Source organism: Mycobacterium sp. SMC-21, assembly GCF_045310825.1.
GTDB lineage: Bacteria > Actinomycetota > Actinomycetes > Mycobacteriales > Mycobacteriaceae > Mycobacterium.
This window is the reverse complement of sequence record NZ_JBJIAO010000023.1, coordinates 54,776-71,885: the sequence shown is the minus strand read 5'-3', so window position 1 is coordinate 71,885 and position 17,110 is coordinate 54,776. Positions and strand designations below refer to the sequence as shown.

15 protein-coding genes are annotated in these 17,110 nt (G+C 69.9%); 10 read left to right on the top strand and 5 right to left on the bottom strand.

The genetic code is table 11. The features are described 5' to 3' along the window. Positions 1–97 precede the first annotated feature (97 nt). Positions 98–1,483 carry a class II 3-deoxy-7-phosphoheptulonate synthase gene (locus ACJH6H_RS20365; protein ID WP_020103604.1) on the top strand — a complete coding sequence of 462 codons (1,386 nt, stop codon included), beginning with the start codon at positions 98–100 and terminating at the stop codon, positions 1,481–1,483. 75 nt (positions 1,484–1,558) lie between these two features. On the opposite strand, the gene ACJH6H_RS20360 is transcribed toward ACJH6H_RS20365, so the two are convergent. Then, entirely contained in the window at positions 1,559–2,800 is a 1,242-nt protein-coding gene (locus ACJH6H_RS20360) for a protein kinase domain-containing protein (RefSeq protein WP_318985157.1), read from the bottom strand. On the opposite strand from ACJH6H_RS20360, the gene ACJH6H_RS20355 reads away from it, so the two are divergent. Then, complete coding sequence (locus tag ACJH6H_RS20355) at positions 2,790–3,194, top strand: Rv2175c family DNA-binding protein (protein WP_406775661.1); 405 nt, start codon at positions 2,790–2,792, stop codon at positions 3,192–3,194. The genes ACJH6H_RS20360 and ACJH6H_RS20355 overlap by 11 nt on opposite strands. On the opposite strand, the gene ACJH6H_RS20350 is transcribed toward ACJH6H_RS20355, so the two are convergent. The 4 genes from ACJH6H_RS20350 to ACJH6H_RS20335 all read right to left on the bottom strand — a co-directional run bounded on the left by ACJH6H_RS20350 (position 3,181) and on the right by ACJH6H_RS20335 (position 7,206). Next, positions 3,181–4,689 (bottom strand): alpha-(1->6)-mannopyranosyltransferase A, encoded by a 1,509-nt coding sequence (locus ACJH6H_RS20350; protein ID WP_406775660.1) that lies wholly within the window; start codon positions 4,687–4,689, stop codon positions 3,181–3,183. The two genes, ACJH6H_RS20355 and ACJH6H_RS20350, sit on opposite strands and share 14 nt — an antisense overlap. A 6-nt stretch (positions 4,690–4,695) precedes the next feature. Next, entirely contained in the window at positions 4,696–5,754 is a 1,059-nt protein-coding gene (idsA2, locus tag ACJH6H_RS20345; RefSeq protein ID WP_064858727.1) for a bifunctional (2E,6E)-farnesyl/geranyl diphosphate synthase, read from the bottom strand. 141 nt (positions 5,755–5,895) lie between these two features. Next, on the bottom strand, positions 5,896–6,522 hold the full coding sequence (locus ACJH6H_RS20340; protein ID WP_406775668.1) for an LppM family (lipo)protein: 627 nt from the start codon (positions 6,520–6,522) through the stop codon (positions 5,896–5,898). A 90-nt stretch (positions 6,523–6,612) separates the two neighbouring features. Next, positions 6,613–7,206: an N-acetyltransferase gene (locus tag ACJH6H_RS20335; protein ID WP_212812074.1), complete on the bottom strand. Its 594-nt coding sequence runs from the start codon at positions 7,204–7,206 to the stop codon at positions 6,613–6,615. A 210-nt stretch (positions 7,207–7,416) separates the two neighbouring features. Between ACJH6H_RS20335 and ACJH6H_RS20330 the strand changes: the two genes are divergently transcribed. The 8 genes from ACJH6H_RS20330 (at position 7,417) to mraY (ending at position 17,078) form a co-directional block, all read left to right on the top strand. Continuing rightward, on the top strand, positions 7,417–7,809 hold the full coding sequence (locus ACJH6H_RS20330) for a DUF3040 domain-containing protein (protein ID WP_406775659.1): 393 nt from the start codon (positions 7,417–7,419) through the stop codon (positions 7,807–7,809). 407 nt (positions 7,810–8,216) lie between these two features. Next, positions 8,217–8,651 (top strand): division/cell wall cluster transcriptional repressor MraZ, encoded by a 435-nt coding sequence (gene mraZ, locus ACJH6H_RS20325; RefSeq protein WP_020103613.1) that lies wholly within the window; start codon positions 8,217–8,219, stop codon positions 8,649–8,651. Between the two features lies 1 nt (position 8,652). After that, entirely contained in the window at positions 8,653–9,774 is a 1,122-nt protein-coding gene (gene rsmH, locus ACJH6H_RS20320; RefSeq protein ID WP_244872956.1) for a 16S rRNA (cytosine(1402)-N(4))-methyltransferase RsmH, read from the top strand. Then, positions 9,774–10,988 carry a hypothetical protein gene (locus ACJH6H_RS20315; RefSeq protein ID WP_406775658.1) on the top strand — a complete coding sequence of 405 codons (1,215 nt, stop codon included), beginning with the start codon at positions 9,774–9,776 and terminating at the stop codon, positions 10,986–10,988. The genes rsmH and ACJH6H_RS20315 overlap by 1 nt, the downstream gene beginning before the upstream one ends. Then, positions 10,985–12,928 carry a penicillin-binding protein 2 gene (locus tag ACJH6H_RS20310; protein WP_212812071.1) on the top strand — a complete coding sequence of 648 codons (1,944 nt, stop codon included), beginning with the start codon at positions 10,985–10,987 and terminating at the stop codon, positions 12,926–12,928. Before ACJH6H_RS20315 ends, ACJH6H_RS20310 begins: the two co-directional genes overlap by 4 nt. Before the next feature lie 42 nt (positions 12,929–12,970). Continuing rightward, positions 12,971–14,506 (top strand): UDP-N-acetylmuramoyl-L-alanyl-D-glutamate--2,6-diaminopimelate ligase, encoded by a 1,536-nt coding sequence (locus ACJH6H_RS20305; protein WP_371824535.1) that lies wholly within the window; start codon positions 12,971–12,973, stop codon positions 14,504–14,506. Next, entirely contained in the window at positions 14,503–16,002 is a 1,500-nt protein-coding gene (murF, locus tag ACJH6H_RS20300; RefSeq protein ID WP_212812069.1) for a UDP-N-acetylmuramoyl-tripeptide--D-alanyl-D-alanine ligase, read from the top strand. The genes ACJH6H_RS20305 and murF overlap by 4 nt, the downstream gene beginning before the upstream one ends. Then, a complete protein-coding gene (gene mraY / locus ACJH6H_RS20295) occupies positions 15,999–17,078 on the top strand; it encodes a phospho-N-acetylmuramoyl-pentapeptide-transferase (RefSeq protein ID WP_212812068.1) in 1,080 nt (359 codons plus the stop codon). The genes murF and mraY overlap by 4 nt, the downstream gene beginning before the upstream one ends. The last annotated feature ends 32 nt before the right edge of the window (positions 17,079–17,110 follow it).

Here is a 17,110-nt window from a genome sequence, read left to right as displayed (position 1 = left end):
GCACCGGGCCCGGTTTTCTCCCGGCAGTCCCGAATCCGTAGATCGGTGCCGTTTTGGTGGGTAAATAGTCGCTGGTCGGCGCCGGTACCATAGACACGTGAACTGGACCGTCGACGTACCCATCGACCAGCTGCCCGAGCTGCCCCCGCTGCCCGAGGACCTGCGCACGCGCCTTGCCGACGCGCTGTCCCGTCCGGCCGCGCAGCAGCCCAGCTGGCCTGCGGACCAGGCTGCTGCGATGCGCAAGGTGCTCGAGAGCGTGCCGCCCATCACCGTGCCGTCCGAGATCGAGAAGCTCAAGCTGCAGCTGGCCGACGTGGCGCAGGGCAAGGCGTTCCTGCTGCAGGGCGGTGACTGCGCCGAGACGTTCGTCGACAACACCGAGCCGCACATCCGGGCCAACATCCGGACCCTGCTGCAGATGGCCGTCGTGCTGACGTACGGCGCCAGCATGCCGGTGGTCAAGGTGGCCCGCATCGCGGGGCAGTACGCCAAGCCGCGTTCGTCGGACACCGACTCGCTGGGCCTGACGTCCTACCGCGGCGACATGGTCAACGGTTTCGACCCGGATCCCGCGGTGCGCGTGCACGACGCGTCGCGCCTGGTGCGGGCCTACGCCAACGCGAGCGCCGCGATGAACCTGGTGCGGGCGCTGACCTCGTCGGGCCTGGCGTCGCTGCAGCAGGTGCACGAGTGGAACCGTGAGTTCGTGCGGACCTCGCCGGCGGGTGCCCGGTACGAGGCGCTGGCGGCCGAGATCGACCGCGGCCTGAACTTCATGACGGCCTGCGGCGTCAACGACCGCAACCTGCAGACCGCCGAGATCTACGCCAGCCACGAGGCCCTGGTGCTCGACTACGAGCGCGCGATGCTGCGGCTGTCCACCGAGTTCGACGAGCCGCGCCTGTACGACCTGTCGGCGCACTACGTCTGGATCGGCGAGCGCACCCGTCAGCTCGACCACGCGCACATCGCGTTCGTCGAGACCATCGCCAACCCGATTGGCATCAAGATCGGCCCGACGACGACGCCCGAGATGGCGGTCGAGTACGTGGAACGCCTTGACCCGCACAACATTCCGGGCCGGCTCACGCTGGTCAGTCGAATGGGCAACGGCAAGGTGCGCGACGTGCTGCCGGGCATCATCCAGAAGGTGGAGGCCTCCGGCCACCAGGTCATCTGGCAGTGCGACCCCATGCACGGCAACACCCACGAGAGCTCGACGGGCTACAAGACCCGCCACTTCGACCGCATCGTCGACGAGGTGCAGGGCTTCTTCGAGGTGCACCGCGCGCTGGGCACCCACCCGGGCGGCATCCACGTCGAGATCACCGGCGAGAACGTCACCGAATGCCTTGGTGGCGCGCAGGATATCTCCGACGACGACCTGGCCGGCCGCTACGAGACGGCCTGCGACCCGCGCCTGAACACCCAGCAGAGCCTGGAGTTGGCGTTCCTCGTCGCGGAGATGCTGCGCGACTAGCTGCACCCCGCCGAATGGCCACCCGGCGCATGGTTTTCACCCGAAACCCGTGCGGCAGGTGGCCATTCGGCGTTTCTAGAACAGCCCGTCGATGTTGGTGCCGAGGGTCCACGCGCCGGCGGCGACCAACGCGGTCAGCGTCAGCACCGCGATGAGCCAGAACAGCACGGCGCGCCGCGACCGCTGCCGCGCCCAGGCGAAGTCGTCGAGGTCGATCCCGGCGAATTGTTTTGTCACCACCGGTGATTCGAGCAGTGCGGGGTCCATCGCGGGGTCCATCGTGAACTGCAGGGTGTGCTGCGGTGCCGGCTTCGGGGCTGCCGCCCGGCCCGTCGCGACCGTGGTGCGCTCGGCCCGGCCGCGCTGTGCGGCCGCCGCGGTGTGTTGCGCCGAGTTCGTCGGTGCCGGCACCCGGAATTCGGGCAGACCGAGGTCGGTGACGATCGCGGCGAGTTCGGCCGCCATGTCGCCGGCATCCAGGTAGCGGTCGTCGGCCAGGCGGGCCGTCGCGCAGGCCACCAGGTCGTCGAATTGCTTTGGCACACCGGCGATTGCCGAACTCGGCGGCGGCACGTCCTGGTCCAGCCGCTGATAGGCGACGCTGAGCGGATTGTCGCCGGTGAACGGCGTGGTGCCGGTCAGCAGCTCGTAGGCCAGGATGCCGACGGAGTAGACGTCGCTGCGCGGATCGGCGTCGCCGGTGCTGACCTGTTCGGGGGAGAGGTACGCCGCGGTGCCGAGGATGACGCTCGTCGACGTGATCTTGGCCTCAGCGACGGCACGCACGAGCCCGAAGTCGGCGATCTTGACCTCACCGCTGTCGGAGATCAGGACGTTCTCTGGCTTGATGTCGCGGTGCACCAGGCCGGCCTCGTGAGCCACTGCCAGGCCGTCGAGCATCGGAGCCAGCACGGCCGCCACGGCGTGCGGCGGCATCGGGCCACGCTCGCGCAGCAACTCGCGCAGCGTTCCGCCCTCGACGAGTTCCATGACCAGGAACGGGTGCCGGCCGTCGAATCCCTGGTCGTAAACCGCCACCAGCCCAGGGCTTTTCAGGCCGGCGGCGGCGCGGGCCTCGCGCTGGAAGCGCGTCAGGAACTGCTGATCGCCGGAGTACCGCGAATCCATGACCTTGAGTGCCACCAGGCGGTCGAGCCGGGTGTCCAGGCCGCGGTACACCGTGGACATGCCGCCACTGGCGATCGGTGCATCCACGCGGTATCGCCCGTCCAGCACCGCACCGATAAGTGGGTCCGGTTGTCGGGATGGCTGCACCTGGCAATCGTACGGCTCTAGAATCTCCTGGGTGAGCAGCATTCCGGCCGCCGAGGACGTTATCGATCCCGATGAAGCGGTCTACGACCTTCCCACAGTGGCATCGATGCTGGGTATCCCGGTGACCAAGGTGCACCAGCAGCTGCGGGACGGACACCTCCTCGGAGTGCGCCGGAACGGTGCCATCGTGGTGCCCAAGATCTTCTTCGACGCCAAAGGGCACGTGGTCAAGCAGCTGCCGGGCCTGCTCGTCGTGCTGCGCGACGGTGGCTACCACGAAACCGACATCGTGCGGTGGCTGTTCACCGCCGACGAGTCGCTGACGCTGACGCGCGACGGCACCACCGAGCGCGTCGTCAACGCGCGTCCGGTCGACGCGCTGCATTCGCACCAGGCCAGGGAAGTGCTGCGGCGCGCCCAGGCTATGGCGTACTAGCCGGCTCGGCAGCCGTCGTCTTCGGCTCCGGCGCGTGGGCCAGTGAGTACCACGCGGCCACAGCGCATCCCGTCGCCAGGATGACGTGCAGCCACGAGTACATGCCGTGCGATCCGTCGGGTTTGAAGATCACCATGATCCAGGTCGAGAACCCGGCGATCGCGGCGACGGCCGAGCGGCTCTGCGCCAGCGCCGAGACGATCGCCAGCGGCCAGGTGTAGTACCAGGGCAGCGCGGCGGGCACGAACAGCACCACGACGGCCATCACCAGCGCGATGCCGATCAGCGCTTCCCGGTCGGTGTGCCGGAATCGCCACCACAGCAAGGGCAGTGAGATCGCGATGATCGCGATACCGATGATGCGGGTGACGTCCAGCACCGCGTAGAAGCTGACGGTGGTGAACAGTCCGCCGATGGCGTGGATCAGGTTGGCCACGGCCGTCGGGATGGTCAGCCAGTTGACGATCTTGACCGAACCGGCCAGTGCCGTAAGCCAGCCGAGCCCGACGCCGGCCGCCACCGTCACCACGGCGAACACGACGGTGAAGATCGCGCCCGACGCCGCGGTGGCCGCCAGCCACGCGCGGACCTGGCCCCACGGGTGCCGTTCGCGCAACTGGCGCATCCAGACCCACACCATGAACGGAAGTGCCAGTCCCGCGGTCGCTTTCACCGCCACCGCGAGGGCGATCACGCTGACGCCGGCGATCGGATGCCGTTCGAAGGTCAGCGCGATGGCGGCCATCATCAGGCCGACCATCAGCATCTCGTTGTGGACGCCACCCATGAGATGGATGATCACCAGCGGGTTGAGGACGCAAATCCACAGGGCGGCAGCGCTGTTGGCGCCGACGTGGCGGGCCACTCGGGGCGCCGCCCAGATCAGCATGACCAGGCCGGGCAGCATGCACAGCCGCAGCAGCATGGTGCCCTCGACGACGTGGTCGCCGACGATCATGGTGACGAACTTGGCCACCAGGATGAAGGCCGGTCCATAGGGCGCGGTGGTGGTGGTCCAGATGGGACTCACGTTGTCCAGCAACGAGTTCGGGTTGTCGACCGGGCCGACGAGGTAGGGATCGAGGCCGTCGCGCAGCAGCGCGCCCTGCGCCAGGTAGGAGTAGGTGTCACGGCTGAACACCGGCACGCTCAGCAGCAGCGGCGCCAGCCAGAAGCCGGTCGTCGCGATCATGGTGTAGTCGGTGGCGGTGCGGTCCACGACGCGCCGGCCCAGCGCCAGCCAGGCGATCAGCATCAGGGCCACGCCGGTCCACAGCAGGATCGACGACAGCACCAGCCCGTGGCCGAACCGGAACCACGACAGGTGCATCGATTCCAGCAGGGGATCGTGCTGCCGGGTGCTGCCGGCGCCCAGGCCGCCCAGGGCGATCAGGATGGCGCCGGCGAAGCCGAGCAGCGCGGGGCGGCCCTCGTCGGATCGCCCGAACACGGTGAGCCGGGCCAGCGCCCCTGGAGCAGTGGTCGAGGTCGACATCGTGGCCTACGCGGACCGGTTGGACGCCCGCCGGGCGAGCTCGGTGAGGCCGGCCTTGGCGCCCTCGTCGATGGGGGCGGCGGCGAGGGCGTCCAGTCCACGTTGGGTGAGCAGCGTGATGCGCTGCTCGACGGCGCTCAGTGCACCCACGGCCTCGATCACGCCGCAGAGTTCGCCGACCTGGCCGTCCGTCAGATCGGTGCCGATCAAGTCCCGCAGCAGGGCCGCCGCGGCCGGGTCGGAGGTCTCGGCCAGTTCCACGGCCTCGGCCAGCAGCACGGTGCGCTTGCCCGAGCGCAGGTCGTCACCCGACGGCTTGCCCGTGACGGCCGGGTCGCCGAACACCCCGAGCACGTCGTCACGCAGCTGGAACGCGATGCCCAGGTCGGTGCCGACCGCGTGGAAGATTTTCTGCACGTCGGGCCGGTCGGCGGCGGCCGCGGCGCCCAGCTGCAACGGCCGGGTGACGGTGTAGGACGCGGTCTTGTAGAGGTTCACGTTCATGGCCGAGGCCACGGTGTCGGCGCCACTGGATTCGGCGACGATGTCGAGGTACTGCCCGCCGAGGACCTCGGTGCGGATGTGCGCCCACACCTCGTTGACGCGGCGGCGTGCGTCGGCCGACAGGTCGGCGTTCGCGATGATGTCGTCGGCCCAGGACAGGGCCAGGTCGCCGAGCAGGATCGCCGCGGACAGCCCGAACTGCTCGGACGACCCGCGCCAGCCCTGCTGGCGGTGCCGGTCGGCGAACAGCCGGTGCACTGTCGGCAGGCCGCGCCGCGTGGCCGAACAGTCGATGACGTCGTCGTGGACCAGGGCACACGCCTGCAGCAGTTCCAGCGCGGAGAACAGGCGCAGCACCGCCGGGTCGGCCGGGTGGCCGGGATCGGGGGCGACGGCGCGCCAGCCCCAGTACGCGAAGGCCGGACGGACGCGCTTGCCGCCACGTAGGACGAACTCTTCGAGTGCCCCCGTCACATCGGCGTAGGCGTCGCCGATGTAGGCGCTGTCCCGCCGGCGCTCGGCGAGATAGTCGCGCAGTTGATCTGTGATGGCATTCGCCAGCTCGCCAGCCGACGGACCTGCGGCATCGACGCTCAGCGCGCGTCCCCTCTCCTGACCCCGAAATCGTGCATTCAGATTAGAGGGTGCCGGGCCGGCGGTCGGACACTGCGGCGAAGTCGCTCATCTGACACTGCGGCGAAGTCACTCATCGGACACGGCGGCGAACTTGGGTGAGCGGTCGCGGCTCCAGTAGGCGAGACCGCCGATGACGCCGGCGACCGCGAAGGCCAGGATGGCCATCCAGATGGCGGCCGTGGTGAACGAGCGCGCGCTCGGGTCGGTGTAGCGGGCCTGGGCCTTCATGGTGGTCACGACGCCGGGCTTGAGCTTCCACTGCACGATGTCGCTGGCCACCCGCTCGCCGTTGGTCGAGGTGACATCGCCCGGAAACGCCACCGACAGCGTGACGTCGGACTCCGGGTCGCTCAGCGTCGTCAGGTCGACGCGGCCTTCGAGGATCACCAGGTCACCGGCGCGGCGCAGGGAGATGTCGGCACCCGCCGAGTCGCGGCTCAGGTTGGCCAGCTGCGGCACCTCGGAGAAGTTCAGGTCCGAGAACACCGCCTCGGAGCCGACGTAGTCGTCCTTGCGGTAGTCCGAGACCACGACCTTCTGGGCGAACGGCAGGTTGTTGGTCAGCTGCGGACCCTTGTCGTCCGCGTTCTTGGCCTTCGCGGCGGCCACGATCTGACCGGAGACCCGGTCGTCGGGCGAGATGGTGAGCGAGGTGTGGACGCGCACGCAGCCGACCGCCAGGGGGAGCAGCATCAGAAACAGCAGCAAGGCACGCAGGTGGCGGCGGCGGTTCACGCCGTTATCGTGCCAGATCGCGTCAGGGACAGCGGCACACCGGATGGATCACAGTGGCAGGGCGCGGCCGAGAATGGCGAACGGCCGGGGATCGCCCGGGAAGAAGTAGCTGCGCATGACGTCGTGGAAATCGAGCCGGCGGTACAGCTTCCAGGCCCGGTTGTCCTCGCCGTGGATCTCCGGGGTGGACAGCAGGACGTGGGATTCCGTGGCGCCGGCGAGCAGCCGGCGGGTGAGCGCCTCGCCGAGTCCCTGCCCCTGGGCCCGCGGGTGGATGTGCAGTTCGGTGAGCTCGAAATACCCGTTCATCAATTGGTCGATGCGTTCGCTGGGGGTGCCGACGTGGCGCAGGCCTGTCGCGACCTGTTGGTACCACCACTGATCGGGCGCGCCGCGGTACCCGTAGGCGACCCCGAGCATGGGGGCGGATCGCAGTGCCGCCTCCGGCGCCTCGTCGGCTGTGGGGACGTCGAACGCCGCGACGCCCGTCCAGCCTTCGCGGCGGGTGTGCTCCAGCCACATGGCGGCCCGCTGGCGTTCGGTGCCCCGTGGGTAGCGCATCGCGTCGACGTAGACGGACAGTGCGTCGTCGAGGCGGTACTGCATGTCAGCCGGCGACAGATCGGTCAGGAGCGTCGCCACGGTGTGAGCCTTTCGGTGCGGCAGGGAAGTCGGGTGTCGGGTTGCTGAACAGGCGCTGTCGCCCGGCCGACGTCCCAGTCTTACAATTCGGGAGTCTGAAGTATGTGGTACGTGTCTGTGTGACCTCGTATCATGACTGTTAGGTATCCGTGACCACGGGTGCAGACGTCAGGAGCCGCTGCCGGCAGCGGTGTGAGTTGGGAGGCGCGGATGCCACTCTCCGATCATGAGCAGCGCATGCTCGACCAGATCGAGAGTGCGCTGTACGCCGAGGACCCGAAGTTCGCTTCGAGCGTCCGGGGCGGCACGCTGCACGCGCCGTCGGCGCGGCGGCGAGTGCAGGGCGCAGGGCTGTTCGTCCTGGGTCTGGCGTTGCTGGTGCTGGGTGTGGCCTTTCGGATTCTGTGGATCAACCAGCTGCCGATCCTGAGCGTCATCGGTTTCGTGGTGATGTTTGCCGGTGCCGTGTTCGCGGTGACCGGGCCCCGGGTGTTGTCCAAGGAGAAGTCGTCCCCGGCGGGTGGCAAGTCCAAGCGGGCCCGTGCGGGCAACTCGTTCACCAACCGTATGGAAGACCGGTTCCGTCGCAGGTTCGACGACTAGACGCGGACGCGTGACGCAGGGGTAGCCGATTCGGCTGCCCCTGTTTTGTTTTTCGCTCGGCCTGGTTTGTTTTCGGCGCGCTCTTGCCTGTTCCGGGTGGTGTGACACCCGACACGCCGGATCCGTAGCGAAATTTGCCGGCGGCGATGTGCGCCGCGATTTTTCAGGGGCTGTGCTCCGCGGCTCCCCACAATGCCCCACCAATCTCCCACATGGGCTGCCAACTGGGATTTTGGCGGTCAGCCTGGCCGTTTGAGGCCGTTCTCCGCTCCCGTTCTCTCGTGATTGCTGCGTCAGGTGGGGCAGATAAGGCGATTTTTAGACTTGAGATGGAGAGAAGTGGGGGATTGTGGGGTAATGTGGCGGACATCGGAGAAACCGGACTCCGGAGTGGTGGGAGGTGCCTGATGTTCCTGGGTACCTACACGCCGAAGCTCGACGACAAGGGGCGACTGACGTTGCCCGCCAAGTTCCGCGATGCACTGGCAGGAGGGTTGATGGTCGCCAAAAGTCCAGATCACAGCCTCGCCGTGTACCCCAGGGCCGAGTTCGAAGCCGAGATCGCCCGCCGCGTGGCGAGCACTCCCCGGAACGACCCCGCCGCTCGTGCCGACCTGCGCGTTTTCGCCGCAGGCGCCGACGAGCAGCACCCCGACGCTCAGGGCCGCATCACCCTGTCGGCCGACCACCGTCGCTACGCGAGCCTGACCAAGGAATGCGTCGTGATCGGTGCGGTCGACTACCTGGAAATCTGGGACGCCGCGGCCTGGCAGACCTACCAAGAAACTCACGAAGAGAACTTCTCCGCGGCAAGCGATGAAGCGCTCGGCAGCACCCTTTGACCTGCAGGCCCGTGCAGCGTGGCCTCTGCCCGAACCGGCCCTGGCGTACTTCCCCAACGTCAGGTTCGCGAACTCGGACAGAGACCTCGCTGCAGGGGCCGCACAAATCCACCAGCTGAAGCCTTTTGGGGGTGTTGCGTTGACCGATCGTCGGCCGCACATTCCGGTGCTGCTGGACCGCTGCGTCGAGCTGCTGGCCCCGGCCCTCACCCGGGTCAGCGCCGATGGTGCCGGCGCCGTCATGATCGACGCGACGCTCGGCGCCGGTGGCCACTCCGAAGCCTTCCTCACGCGGTTCCCCGCTGTGACGCTCATCGGCCTGGACCGCGACCAGACCGCGCTGCGGCTCGCGGGGGAGCGCCTGGCGCCGTTCGGTGACCGCGTGCACCTGGTCCACACTCCGTACGACGGCATCGACGAGGCGCTGACCCAATCCGGTTACCGGCCAGGCGAATTGGACGCCATCCTGTTCGACCTCGGGGTGTCCTCGATGCAGCTCGACCAGGCCGAGCGTGGTTTCGCGTACGCGCAGGACGCGCCGCTGGACATGCGCATGGACCAGACCTCGGGCCTGACGGCGGCCGACATCCTGAACACCTACGACGCCAAGGCACTGACCCGCGTGCTGCGCGAGTACGGCGAGGAGAAGTTCGCCTCGCGCATCGCCGGCGCGATCGTCCGGGAGCGCGCCCGCCGCCCGTTCACCACGACGACCGAGCTGGTCGAGCTGCTCTACGCGGTGATCCCGGCCCCGGCCCGTCGCACGGGCGGGCATCCGGCCAAGCGGACGTTCCAGGCGCTGCGCACCGAGGTCAACGGTGAGCTGGACTGCCTGCGGGCGGCGATTCCCGCCGCGCTGGACGCGCTGCGTCCCGGCGGCCGGATCGCGGTCGAGGCGTATCAGTCGCTGGAAGACCGAATCGTCAAGGGGTACTTCACCGATGCCATCGCATCGCGTACCCCGGAGGGCCTGCCCATGGAGCTGCCCGGCTACGAGCCGCTCTTCACCGCGTTGACCCGGGGCGCCGAGCGGGCCGACGAACACGAACTCGAATTGAACCCGCGCAGCGCGTCCGTCCGCCTGCGCGCACTGGAAAAAGTTGTCACAAGGGGAGGTCTGTGATGGCAAAGCGGCCAGCACCGGTACGCGGCGGCAATGCTCGACGGGACTCCGACCCCGATCCGCGCCGCCGCACGACGCGCCGCGGCGGCGACCCGGCATCGCGTCGCGAGGGTGGCAAGGGGGAAGTCAAGCGCGACAACAAGACTGACGCGCGCGTCAAGCGCGGCAAGCGCGACGTCCGGCCGCAGCGGTCCAAGCCCACCGGCGCCGGCCCGCAGACCACACCGTTCGCCCGGCCGACGGCGGCGCCGTCGCGACCCAAGAGCGCCTCACAGGCCAAGGCCCGCGCCAAGGCACGGAAAGCCAAGGCGCCCAAGGTTGTTCGCACCCCGCTGCGGGAGCGGCTGCTCATCCGCATCGCCGAGATGGACCTCAACCCGCGGCATCTGATCGCGCGGGTGCCGTTCGTCGTGCTGATCATCGGGGCACTGGGCATGGGCCTGGGCGTCACGCTGTGGCTGTCGACGTCCGCGGCCGAACGGTCGTACGAGCTGGGCCGCGCCAAGGAGATCAATCAGGCTCTGCAGCAACAGAAAGAGGCGCTCGAGCGGGATGTGCTGGTCGCGCAGGCGGCGCCGGCCCTGGCCGATGCGGCGCGCAACCTCGGCATGATCCCGTCGCGCGACACCGCGCACCTGGTGCAGGACCCCACCGGCAACTGGCTGCTGGTCGGCAGCCCGAAGCCGGCGCAGGGAGTGCCGCCACCTCCGCTGAACACGCCACTGCCCGAAGCGGCCCCGCCCGCCCCGGCTGCGGCCCCGCGCCCGGCCCCGGCTGCCGCGCCCGCCCCGCAGCCGGCGCCTGCTGCCGCGCCCGCCCCCGCTCCGGCGGGTGTCCCAGCTGTTCCGGCTCCCGCAGCTGTTCCGGTCCCGGGTGCCGCTCCGGCCCCCGCCGGCGTTCCGGCCCCGGCCGCCGCTCCGGCGCCCGTCGTGGTCGACCCGCGCGAGCAGGTCGTGCACGCACCGGCGCCCGCGGCTCCGGTACTCGCGGCGCCCGCCCTCGCGGCGCCCGTGCCCGCGGCTCCGGCGCTCCCGGTGCCTGGGCAGGGCACGCTGCCCGGCCCGGCGTTGCAGCCTGAGGCCGCGCTGCCGGCGCCCGTCGCACAAGCCCCGGTCGCACAAGCCCCGGTCGCACAAGCCCCGGCACAGGCCCCGGCTCCCGCTCCGGTCCCGGCCCCGGCGCCGGCGCAGCCCGCCCCCGGTCTGCCCGCATGAGCGGCACGCGACCGCGCAAGACCGCTGCCGCGCGGACGGGCGCGCCCCGCAAGCGGCCGGCCGCCAAACCGCGTCCCGCGCAACCGCATTCGGCGCACGACCGGCGGACCCGTGAGGCCGTCGTGCCCGAGGGGCGGACCGGCTCGTTCGGGTTCCGGCACAAGGCCGGCAACATCGTTATCGCGGTGGTGCTGCTGGCCGCGGCCGTCCAGTTGTTCTTCCTGCAGGGCCCGCGGGCGGCCGGTCTGCGCGCCGAGGCCGCCAGCCAGCTCAAGGTCACCGACGTGCAGAAGGCGGTGCGCGGCAGCATCATCGACCGCAACAACGCCAAGCTGGCGTTCACCATCGAGGCCCGCGCGCTGACCTTCCAGCCGAACCGGATCCGTCAGCAGCTGACCGAGGCCAAGGCCAAGACCCCGGCGGCGCCGGACCCCGACAAGCGGCTCAACGAGATCGCCGTCGGCGTGGCCGGCCTGCTGAACAACAAGCCCGATGCCGCGACCCTGGCCAAGAAGATCACCGGCCGCGACTCGTTCGTCTACCTGGCGCGGGCCGTCGACCCGGCGATCTCCGACGCCATCACCAAGAAGTACCCAGAGGTCGGCGCGGAGCGGCAGGACATCCGGCAGTACCCCGGTGGCTCGCTGGCCGCGAACGTCGTCGGCGACATCGGCTGGGACGGCCACGGCCTGCTCGGCCTCGAAGATTCCTTCGACGCAAAGCTTTCCGGCACCGACGGCTCGGTCACCTACGACCGCGGCTCGGACGGCGTGGTGATCCCCGGCAGCTACCGGGACCGGCACGACGCGATCAACGGCGCCACCATCCAGCTCACGCTCGACAACGACATCCAGTACTACGTCCAGCAGCAGGTGCAGCAGGCCAAGGACATGTCCGGCGCGCACGACGTGTCCGCGGTGGTTTTGGATTCGAAGACCGGCGAGATCCTCGCCATGACCAACGACAACACCTTCGATCCGGCCCAGGAGCTGAGCCGGCAGGACGACAAGCAGATGGGAAACCTGCCTGCGACGTCGCCGTTCGAGCCGGGCTCGGTGAACAAGATCGTCACCGCGGCGTCGGTCATCGAGTTCGGGCTGTCGAATCCCGATGAGGTGCTTCAGGTTCCGGGCAGCTACAACATGGGTGGTGTCACCATCCGCGACGCCTGGGGCCACGGCACCGACCCGTACACCACCACCGGCATCTTCGGGAAGTCCTCGAACATCGGCACCCTGATGCTGGCCCAGCGGGTCGGCCCGGAGCGCTTCGCCGACATGCTGACGAAGTTCGGCCTCGGCCAGCGCACGGGTTCGGGCCTGCCCGGGGAGAGCGCGGGTCTGGTCCCGCCGATCGACCAGTGGTCGGGCAGCTCGTTCGCGAACCTGCCCATCGGACAGGGCCTTTCGATGACCCTGCTGCAGATGACCGGCATGTACCAGGCCATCGCCAACGACGGCCTGCGCATCCCGCCGCGCATCGTCAAGTCGATCGTCTCGGCCGACGGCACGCACCAGGACCAGGCGGCTCCCGAGGGCGTGCAGGTCGTGTCGCCGCAGACCGCGGCGACACTGCGCAACATGTTCCGCGCGACCCTCCAGCGTGACCCGCGCGGCACCCAGCAGGGCACCGGCTGGCCGGGCGCTGTCGAGGGTTACCAGATGGCCGGCAAGACCGGTACCGCCCAGCAGATCAACCCGGCGTGCGGCTGCTACTACGACGACGACCACTACTGGATCACCTTCGCCGGCATGGCGCCGTCGGACGACCCGCGTTACGTCGTCGGGATCATGGCCAACAACCCGCAGCGCAATGCCGACGGCACGCCGGGCCACTCGATGGCGCAGCTGTTCCACAACATCGCGGCCTGGCTGATGCAGCGCGAGAACGTGCCGCTGTCGCCGGACCCCGGTCCGCCGCTGGTCCTGCAGGCGACCTGACGGGCGGGGCGCCCGTCTCCGGCCCGGTACTGTGTCATGGCCATGTCTTCGCCTACCTTGCGCCCCGCTGACCCTGTCGGGGCCGCGCTGGGCTCGTTGGCCGACCACGTCGGCGCCGCGCTGCCGTCCGAGGCCCAGGCCGGTGAGCTGCGCGTCACCGGTGTCACGCTGAGCAGTCGCGACGTCGTCGCCGGTGACCTGTTCGCGGCGCTGCCGGGATCGGCCGCCCACGGCGCGCGGTTCGCCGCCGACGCCGTCGCGGCCGGCGCCGCCGCGGTGCTGACCGACCCGGAGGGGCGGGAGCTCCTGGACGTGGATGTGCCCGTCCTCGTGCACCCCGACCCGCGGGCGGTCCTAGGGGAAGTTGCCGCCGAAATTTACGGCCGGCCCTCGGAGCGGCTGCGCGTCATCGGCATCACCGGAACGTCCGGCAAGACCACGACCACCTATCTGGTGGAGGCGGGGCTGCGCGCCGCGGGACGGGTGGCCGGGCTCATCGGCACCGTCGGCATCCGGATCGACGGGCGCGACCTGCCGAGCTCCCTGACCACCCCCGAAGCGCCGGCGCTGCAGGCGCTGCTGGCCACCATGGTCGAACGCGGTGTCGACACCGTCGTGATGGAGGTGTCGAGCCACGCGCTGTCGCTGGGCCGGGTGGACGCGCTGCGCTTCGCCGCCGGCGGTTTCACAAACCTGTCGCGCGACCACCTCGATTTCCACCCCACCATGGACGCCTACCTGGACGCCAAAGCCCGGCTGTTCCAACCTGATTCGCCCAACCATGCCGAAGTGTCGGTCGTCTGCGTGGACGACGACTGGGGCCGCAAGATGGCGGCGCGGGCCGCCGATCCGGTGACCGTCAGCACCACCGGCGACGCCGACTGGACCGTCACCGACATCGAGGCGGACCGCGGCGGCCAGCAGTTCACCGCCGTCGGGCCCGACGGCGCCCGGCACGCGCTGCGGATCGGCCTGCCCGGCGGCTACAACGTCGCCAACGCGCTGCTCGCGGTGGCACTGCTCGACGCCGTCGGTGTCACGCCTGAGCAGGCGGCACCCGGACTGGCGACCGCCACCGTGCCCGGCCGCCTGCAGCCCATCGACCGCGGCCAGGACTTCCTGGCCCTCGTCGACTACGCGCACAAGCCCGGCGCCCTGGAGGCGGTGCTGCAGACGCTGCGCCCGCAGACCCAGGGCCGCCTGGCGGTGGTGTTCGGCGCCGGCGGCAACCGGGATGCCGGAAAGCGCGAACCGATGGGACGCATCGCCGCGGAACTCGCCGACCTGGTCGTGATCACCGACGACAACCCGCGTGACGAGGATCCCGACCTCATCCGGGCCACCATCGCCGCGGGCGCCGCCGACGGTTCGGCCGAGGTGGTGGTGATCGGTGACCGCCGGGCCGCCATCGACCACGCCGTCGCCTGGGCGCGCGCGGGCGACACCGTCCTGGTGGCGGGCAAGGGCCACGAGTCGGGCCAGACCCGCGCCGGCCAGACCCGGCCCTTCGATGATCGTGATGAGTTGGCCGCCTCGCTCGATGCGGCGGCCGGGAAAGCTGGGGAGTCACCCGCATGATCGACCTGACCCTGGCAGAGATCGCCGACATCGTCGGCGGCGAACTGTCCGACATCACGCCGGAGGCTGCCGCCGCCACGCGTGTGACGGGCACCGTCGAATTCGACTCGCGGGCTGTCACCGCAGGCGGGCTGTTCCTGGCGTTGCCGGGCGCCCGGACCGACGGACACGACTTCGCCGCGGGTGCGGTGGCGGCAGGTGCCGTCGCGGTGCTGGCGGCCCGGCCGGTCGGCGTGCCGGCCATCGTCGTGAAACCGGTTGCCGGACAGGTCGATTCGGCCTCGGGCGCGCTGGAGCACGACACCGACGGCTCGGGTGCCGCGGTGCTGGCGGCCCTGGGCAAGCTGGCCCGTGCCGTGGCCGACCGGCTGACCGCCGGCGGTCTGCGGATCATCGGCGTCACCGGCTCGTCGGGCAAGACGTCGACCAAGGACCTGCTGGCCGCGGTACTGGCGCCGCTGGGTGAGGTGATCGCGCCGCCCGGATCGTTCAACAACGAGCTCGGCCATCCGTGGACCGTGCTGCGCGCCACCGGCGACACCGACTTCCTGGTGCTGGAGATGTCCGCGCGGCACCCCGGCAACATCGCCGCGCTCGCCGAGATCGCGCCGCCGTCGATCGGTGTGGTGCTCAACGTCGGCACCGCGCATCTCGGCGAATTCGGTTCACGCGACGTCATCGCCGCGACGAAATCCGAACTGCCGCAGGCTGTCCCGGCATCCGGTGTCGTCATCCTCAATGCCGACGATGGTGCCGTGTCCGCCATGGCGGACGTCACCCGGGCCCGGGTCGTGCGGGTATCCCGCTCGCCGGGCGCCGACCTGTGGGCCGGTGACGTCACCCTCGACGAGTTGGCCCGCCCGCGCTTCACCCTGCACGCGGGGGAGCAGCAGGTTGACGTCGCTCTGGCCGTGCACGGCGACCACCAGGTGTCCAACGCGCTCAGCGCCGCCGCCGTCGCGCTGGAATGCGGCGCGACGCTGCCGCAGGTGGCCGACGCGCTCGCCGGCGCCGGCCCCGTCTCGAAGCACCGCATGCAGGTCACCACCCGGGCCGACGGCGTGGTCGTGGTGAACGACGCCTACAACGCCAACCCCGACTCGATGCGCGCGGGCCTCAAGGCACTGGCCTGGATGGCCAAGTCGGCGCGCGCCGAATCCGGCGCGCCGGTGCGTAGCTGGGCGGTGCTCGGCGAGATGGCCGAACTGGGTGACGACGCGATTGCCGAACATGACAGCATCGGTCGACTGGCCGTGCGTTTAGATGTGTCACGACTGGTCGTCGTCGGAACCGGGAGGACTATGGGCGCCATGCAACACGGCGCGGTGATGGAAGGTTCGTGGGGCAGCGAGGTATCGCCCGTCCCCGATGCCGAAGCCGCGCTTGATTTGCTGCGCGCCGAGCTGGAGCCCGGCGACGTCGTGCTGGTCAAGGCCTCGAACTCCGCGGGGCTCGGCGCGCTGGCCGAGGAGCTGGCACGGGAGGGGCAGGCATGATCCAGATCCTGTTCGCCGTCGGTATCGCGCTCGCGGTGTCGATCGTGCTGACGCCCGTGCTGATCCGGCTGTTCACCCGCCGCGGCTTCGGTCACGAGATCCGCGAGGACGGTCCGGCCAGCCACCAGAAGAAGCGCGGGACACCGTCGATGGGTGGCGTGGCGATCATCGCCGGCATCTGGTGCGGGTATCTCGGTACCCACCTTGTCGGCTTGCTGGTCGACGGCGAGGGGCCGTCGGCCTCGGGCCTGCTCGTGCTCGGTCTGGCCACGTCGCTGGGTGCCGTCGGCTTCATCGACGATCTGATCAAGCTCCGCCGGGCCCGCAACCTGGGTCTGAACAAGACCGCCAAGACCGTCGGCCAGCTGGTGTCGGCCGTGCTGTTCGGCGTCCTGGTGCTGCAGTTCCGCAACGGCTACGGGCTGACGCCCGCCAGCGCCGGCCTGTCCTACGTGCGCGAGATCGCGACCGTCACCCTGGGCCCGCTGCTGTTCGTGCTGTTCATCGTGATCCTGGTCAGCGCGTGGTCCAACGCCGTCAACTTCACCGACGGTCTGGACGGGCTGGCGGCCGGCGCGATGGCGATGGTCAGCGCGGCGTATGTGCTGATCACGTTCTGGCAGTACCGCAACGCGTGCGCCACCAGCCCGGGACCGGGCTGCTACAACGTTCGTGACCCGCTGGACCTGGCGCTCGTCGCCGCCGCGACAGCGGGCGCATGCATCGGCTTCCTGTGGTGGAACGCCGCACCGGCGAAGATCTTCATGGGTGACACCGGCTCGCTGGCACTGGGCGGCATCATCGCCGGCCTGTCGGTGACCAGCCGGACCGAGACGCTGGCCATCGTGCTCGGCGCCCTGTTCGTCGCCGAGGTGACCTCGGTCGTGGTCCAGATCCTGGCCTTCCGCACCACGGGACGGCGGGTGTTCCGCATGGCGCCGTTCCACCATCATTTCGAGCTGGCCGGCTGGGCCGAGACCACGGTGATCATCAGGTTCTGGTTGCTCACTGCCATCGCCTGCGGGCTCGGGGTGGCGCTGTTCTACAGCGAATGGCTGTCGGCGGGTGGCCGCTAGACACGCGGCTCCCAGCCGACATTCAGCATTTG

Bases quoted from the DNA above. Each gene is read 5' to 3' on its own strand.
- ACJH6H_RS20360 (WP_318985157.1), bottom strand. From the start codon at position 2,800: ATGCTGCTCACCCAGGAGATTCTAGAGCCGTACGATTGCCAGGTGCAG.
- ACJH6H_RS20350 (WP_406775660.1), bottom strand. From the start codon at position 4,689: ATGTCGACCTCGACCACTGCTCCAGGGGCGCTGGCCCGGCTCACCGTG.
- ACJH6H_RS20340 (WP_406775668.1), bottom strand. From the start codon at position 6,522: ATGCTGCTCCCCCTGGCGGTCGGCTGCGTGCGCGTCCACACCTCGCTC.
- ACJH6H_RS20330 (WP_406775659.1), top strand. From the start codon at position 7,417: ATGCCACTCTCCGATCATGAGCAGCGCATGCTCGACCAGATCGAGAGT.
- mraZ (WP_020103613.1), top strand. From the start codon at position 8,217: ATGTTCCTGGGTACCTACACGCCGAAGCTCGACGACAAGGGGCGACTG.
- ACJH6H_RS20315 (WP_406775658.1), top strand. From the start codon at position 9,774: ATGGCAAAGCGGCCAGCACCGGTACGCGGCGGCAATGCTCGACGGGAC.
- ACJH6H_RS20310 (WP_212812071.1), top strand. From the start codon at position 10,985: ATGAGCGGCACGCGACCGCGCAAGACCGCTGCCGCGCGGACGGGCGCG.
- ACJH6H_RS20305 (WP_371824535.1), top strand. From the start codon at position 12,971: ATGTCTTCGCCTACCTTGCGCCCCGCTGACCCTGTCGGGGCCGCGCTG.
- murF (WP_212812069.1), top strand. From the start codon at position 14,503: ATGATCGACCTGACCCTGGCAGAGATCGCCGACATCGTCGGCGGCGAA.
- mraY (WP_212812068.1), top strand. From the start codon at position 15,999: ATGATCCAGATCCTGTTCGCCGTCGGTATCGCGCTCGCGGTGTCGATC.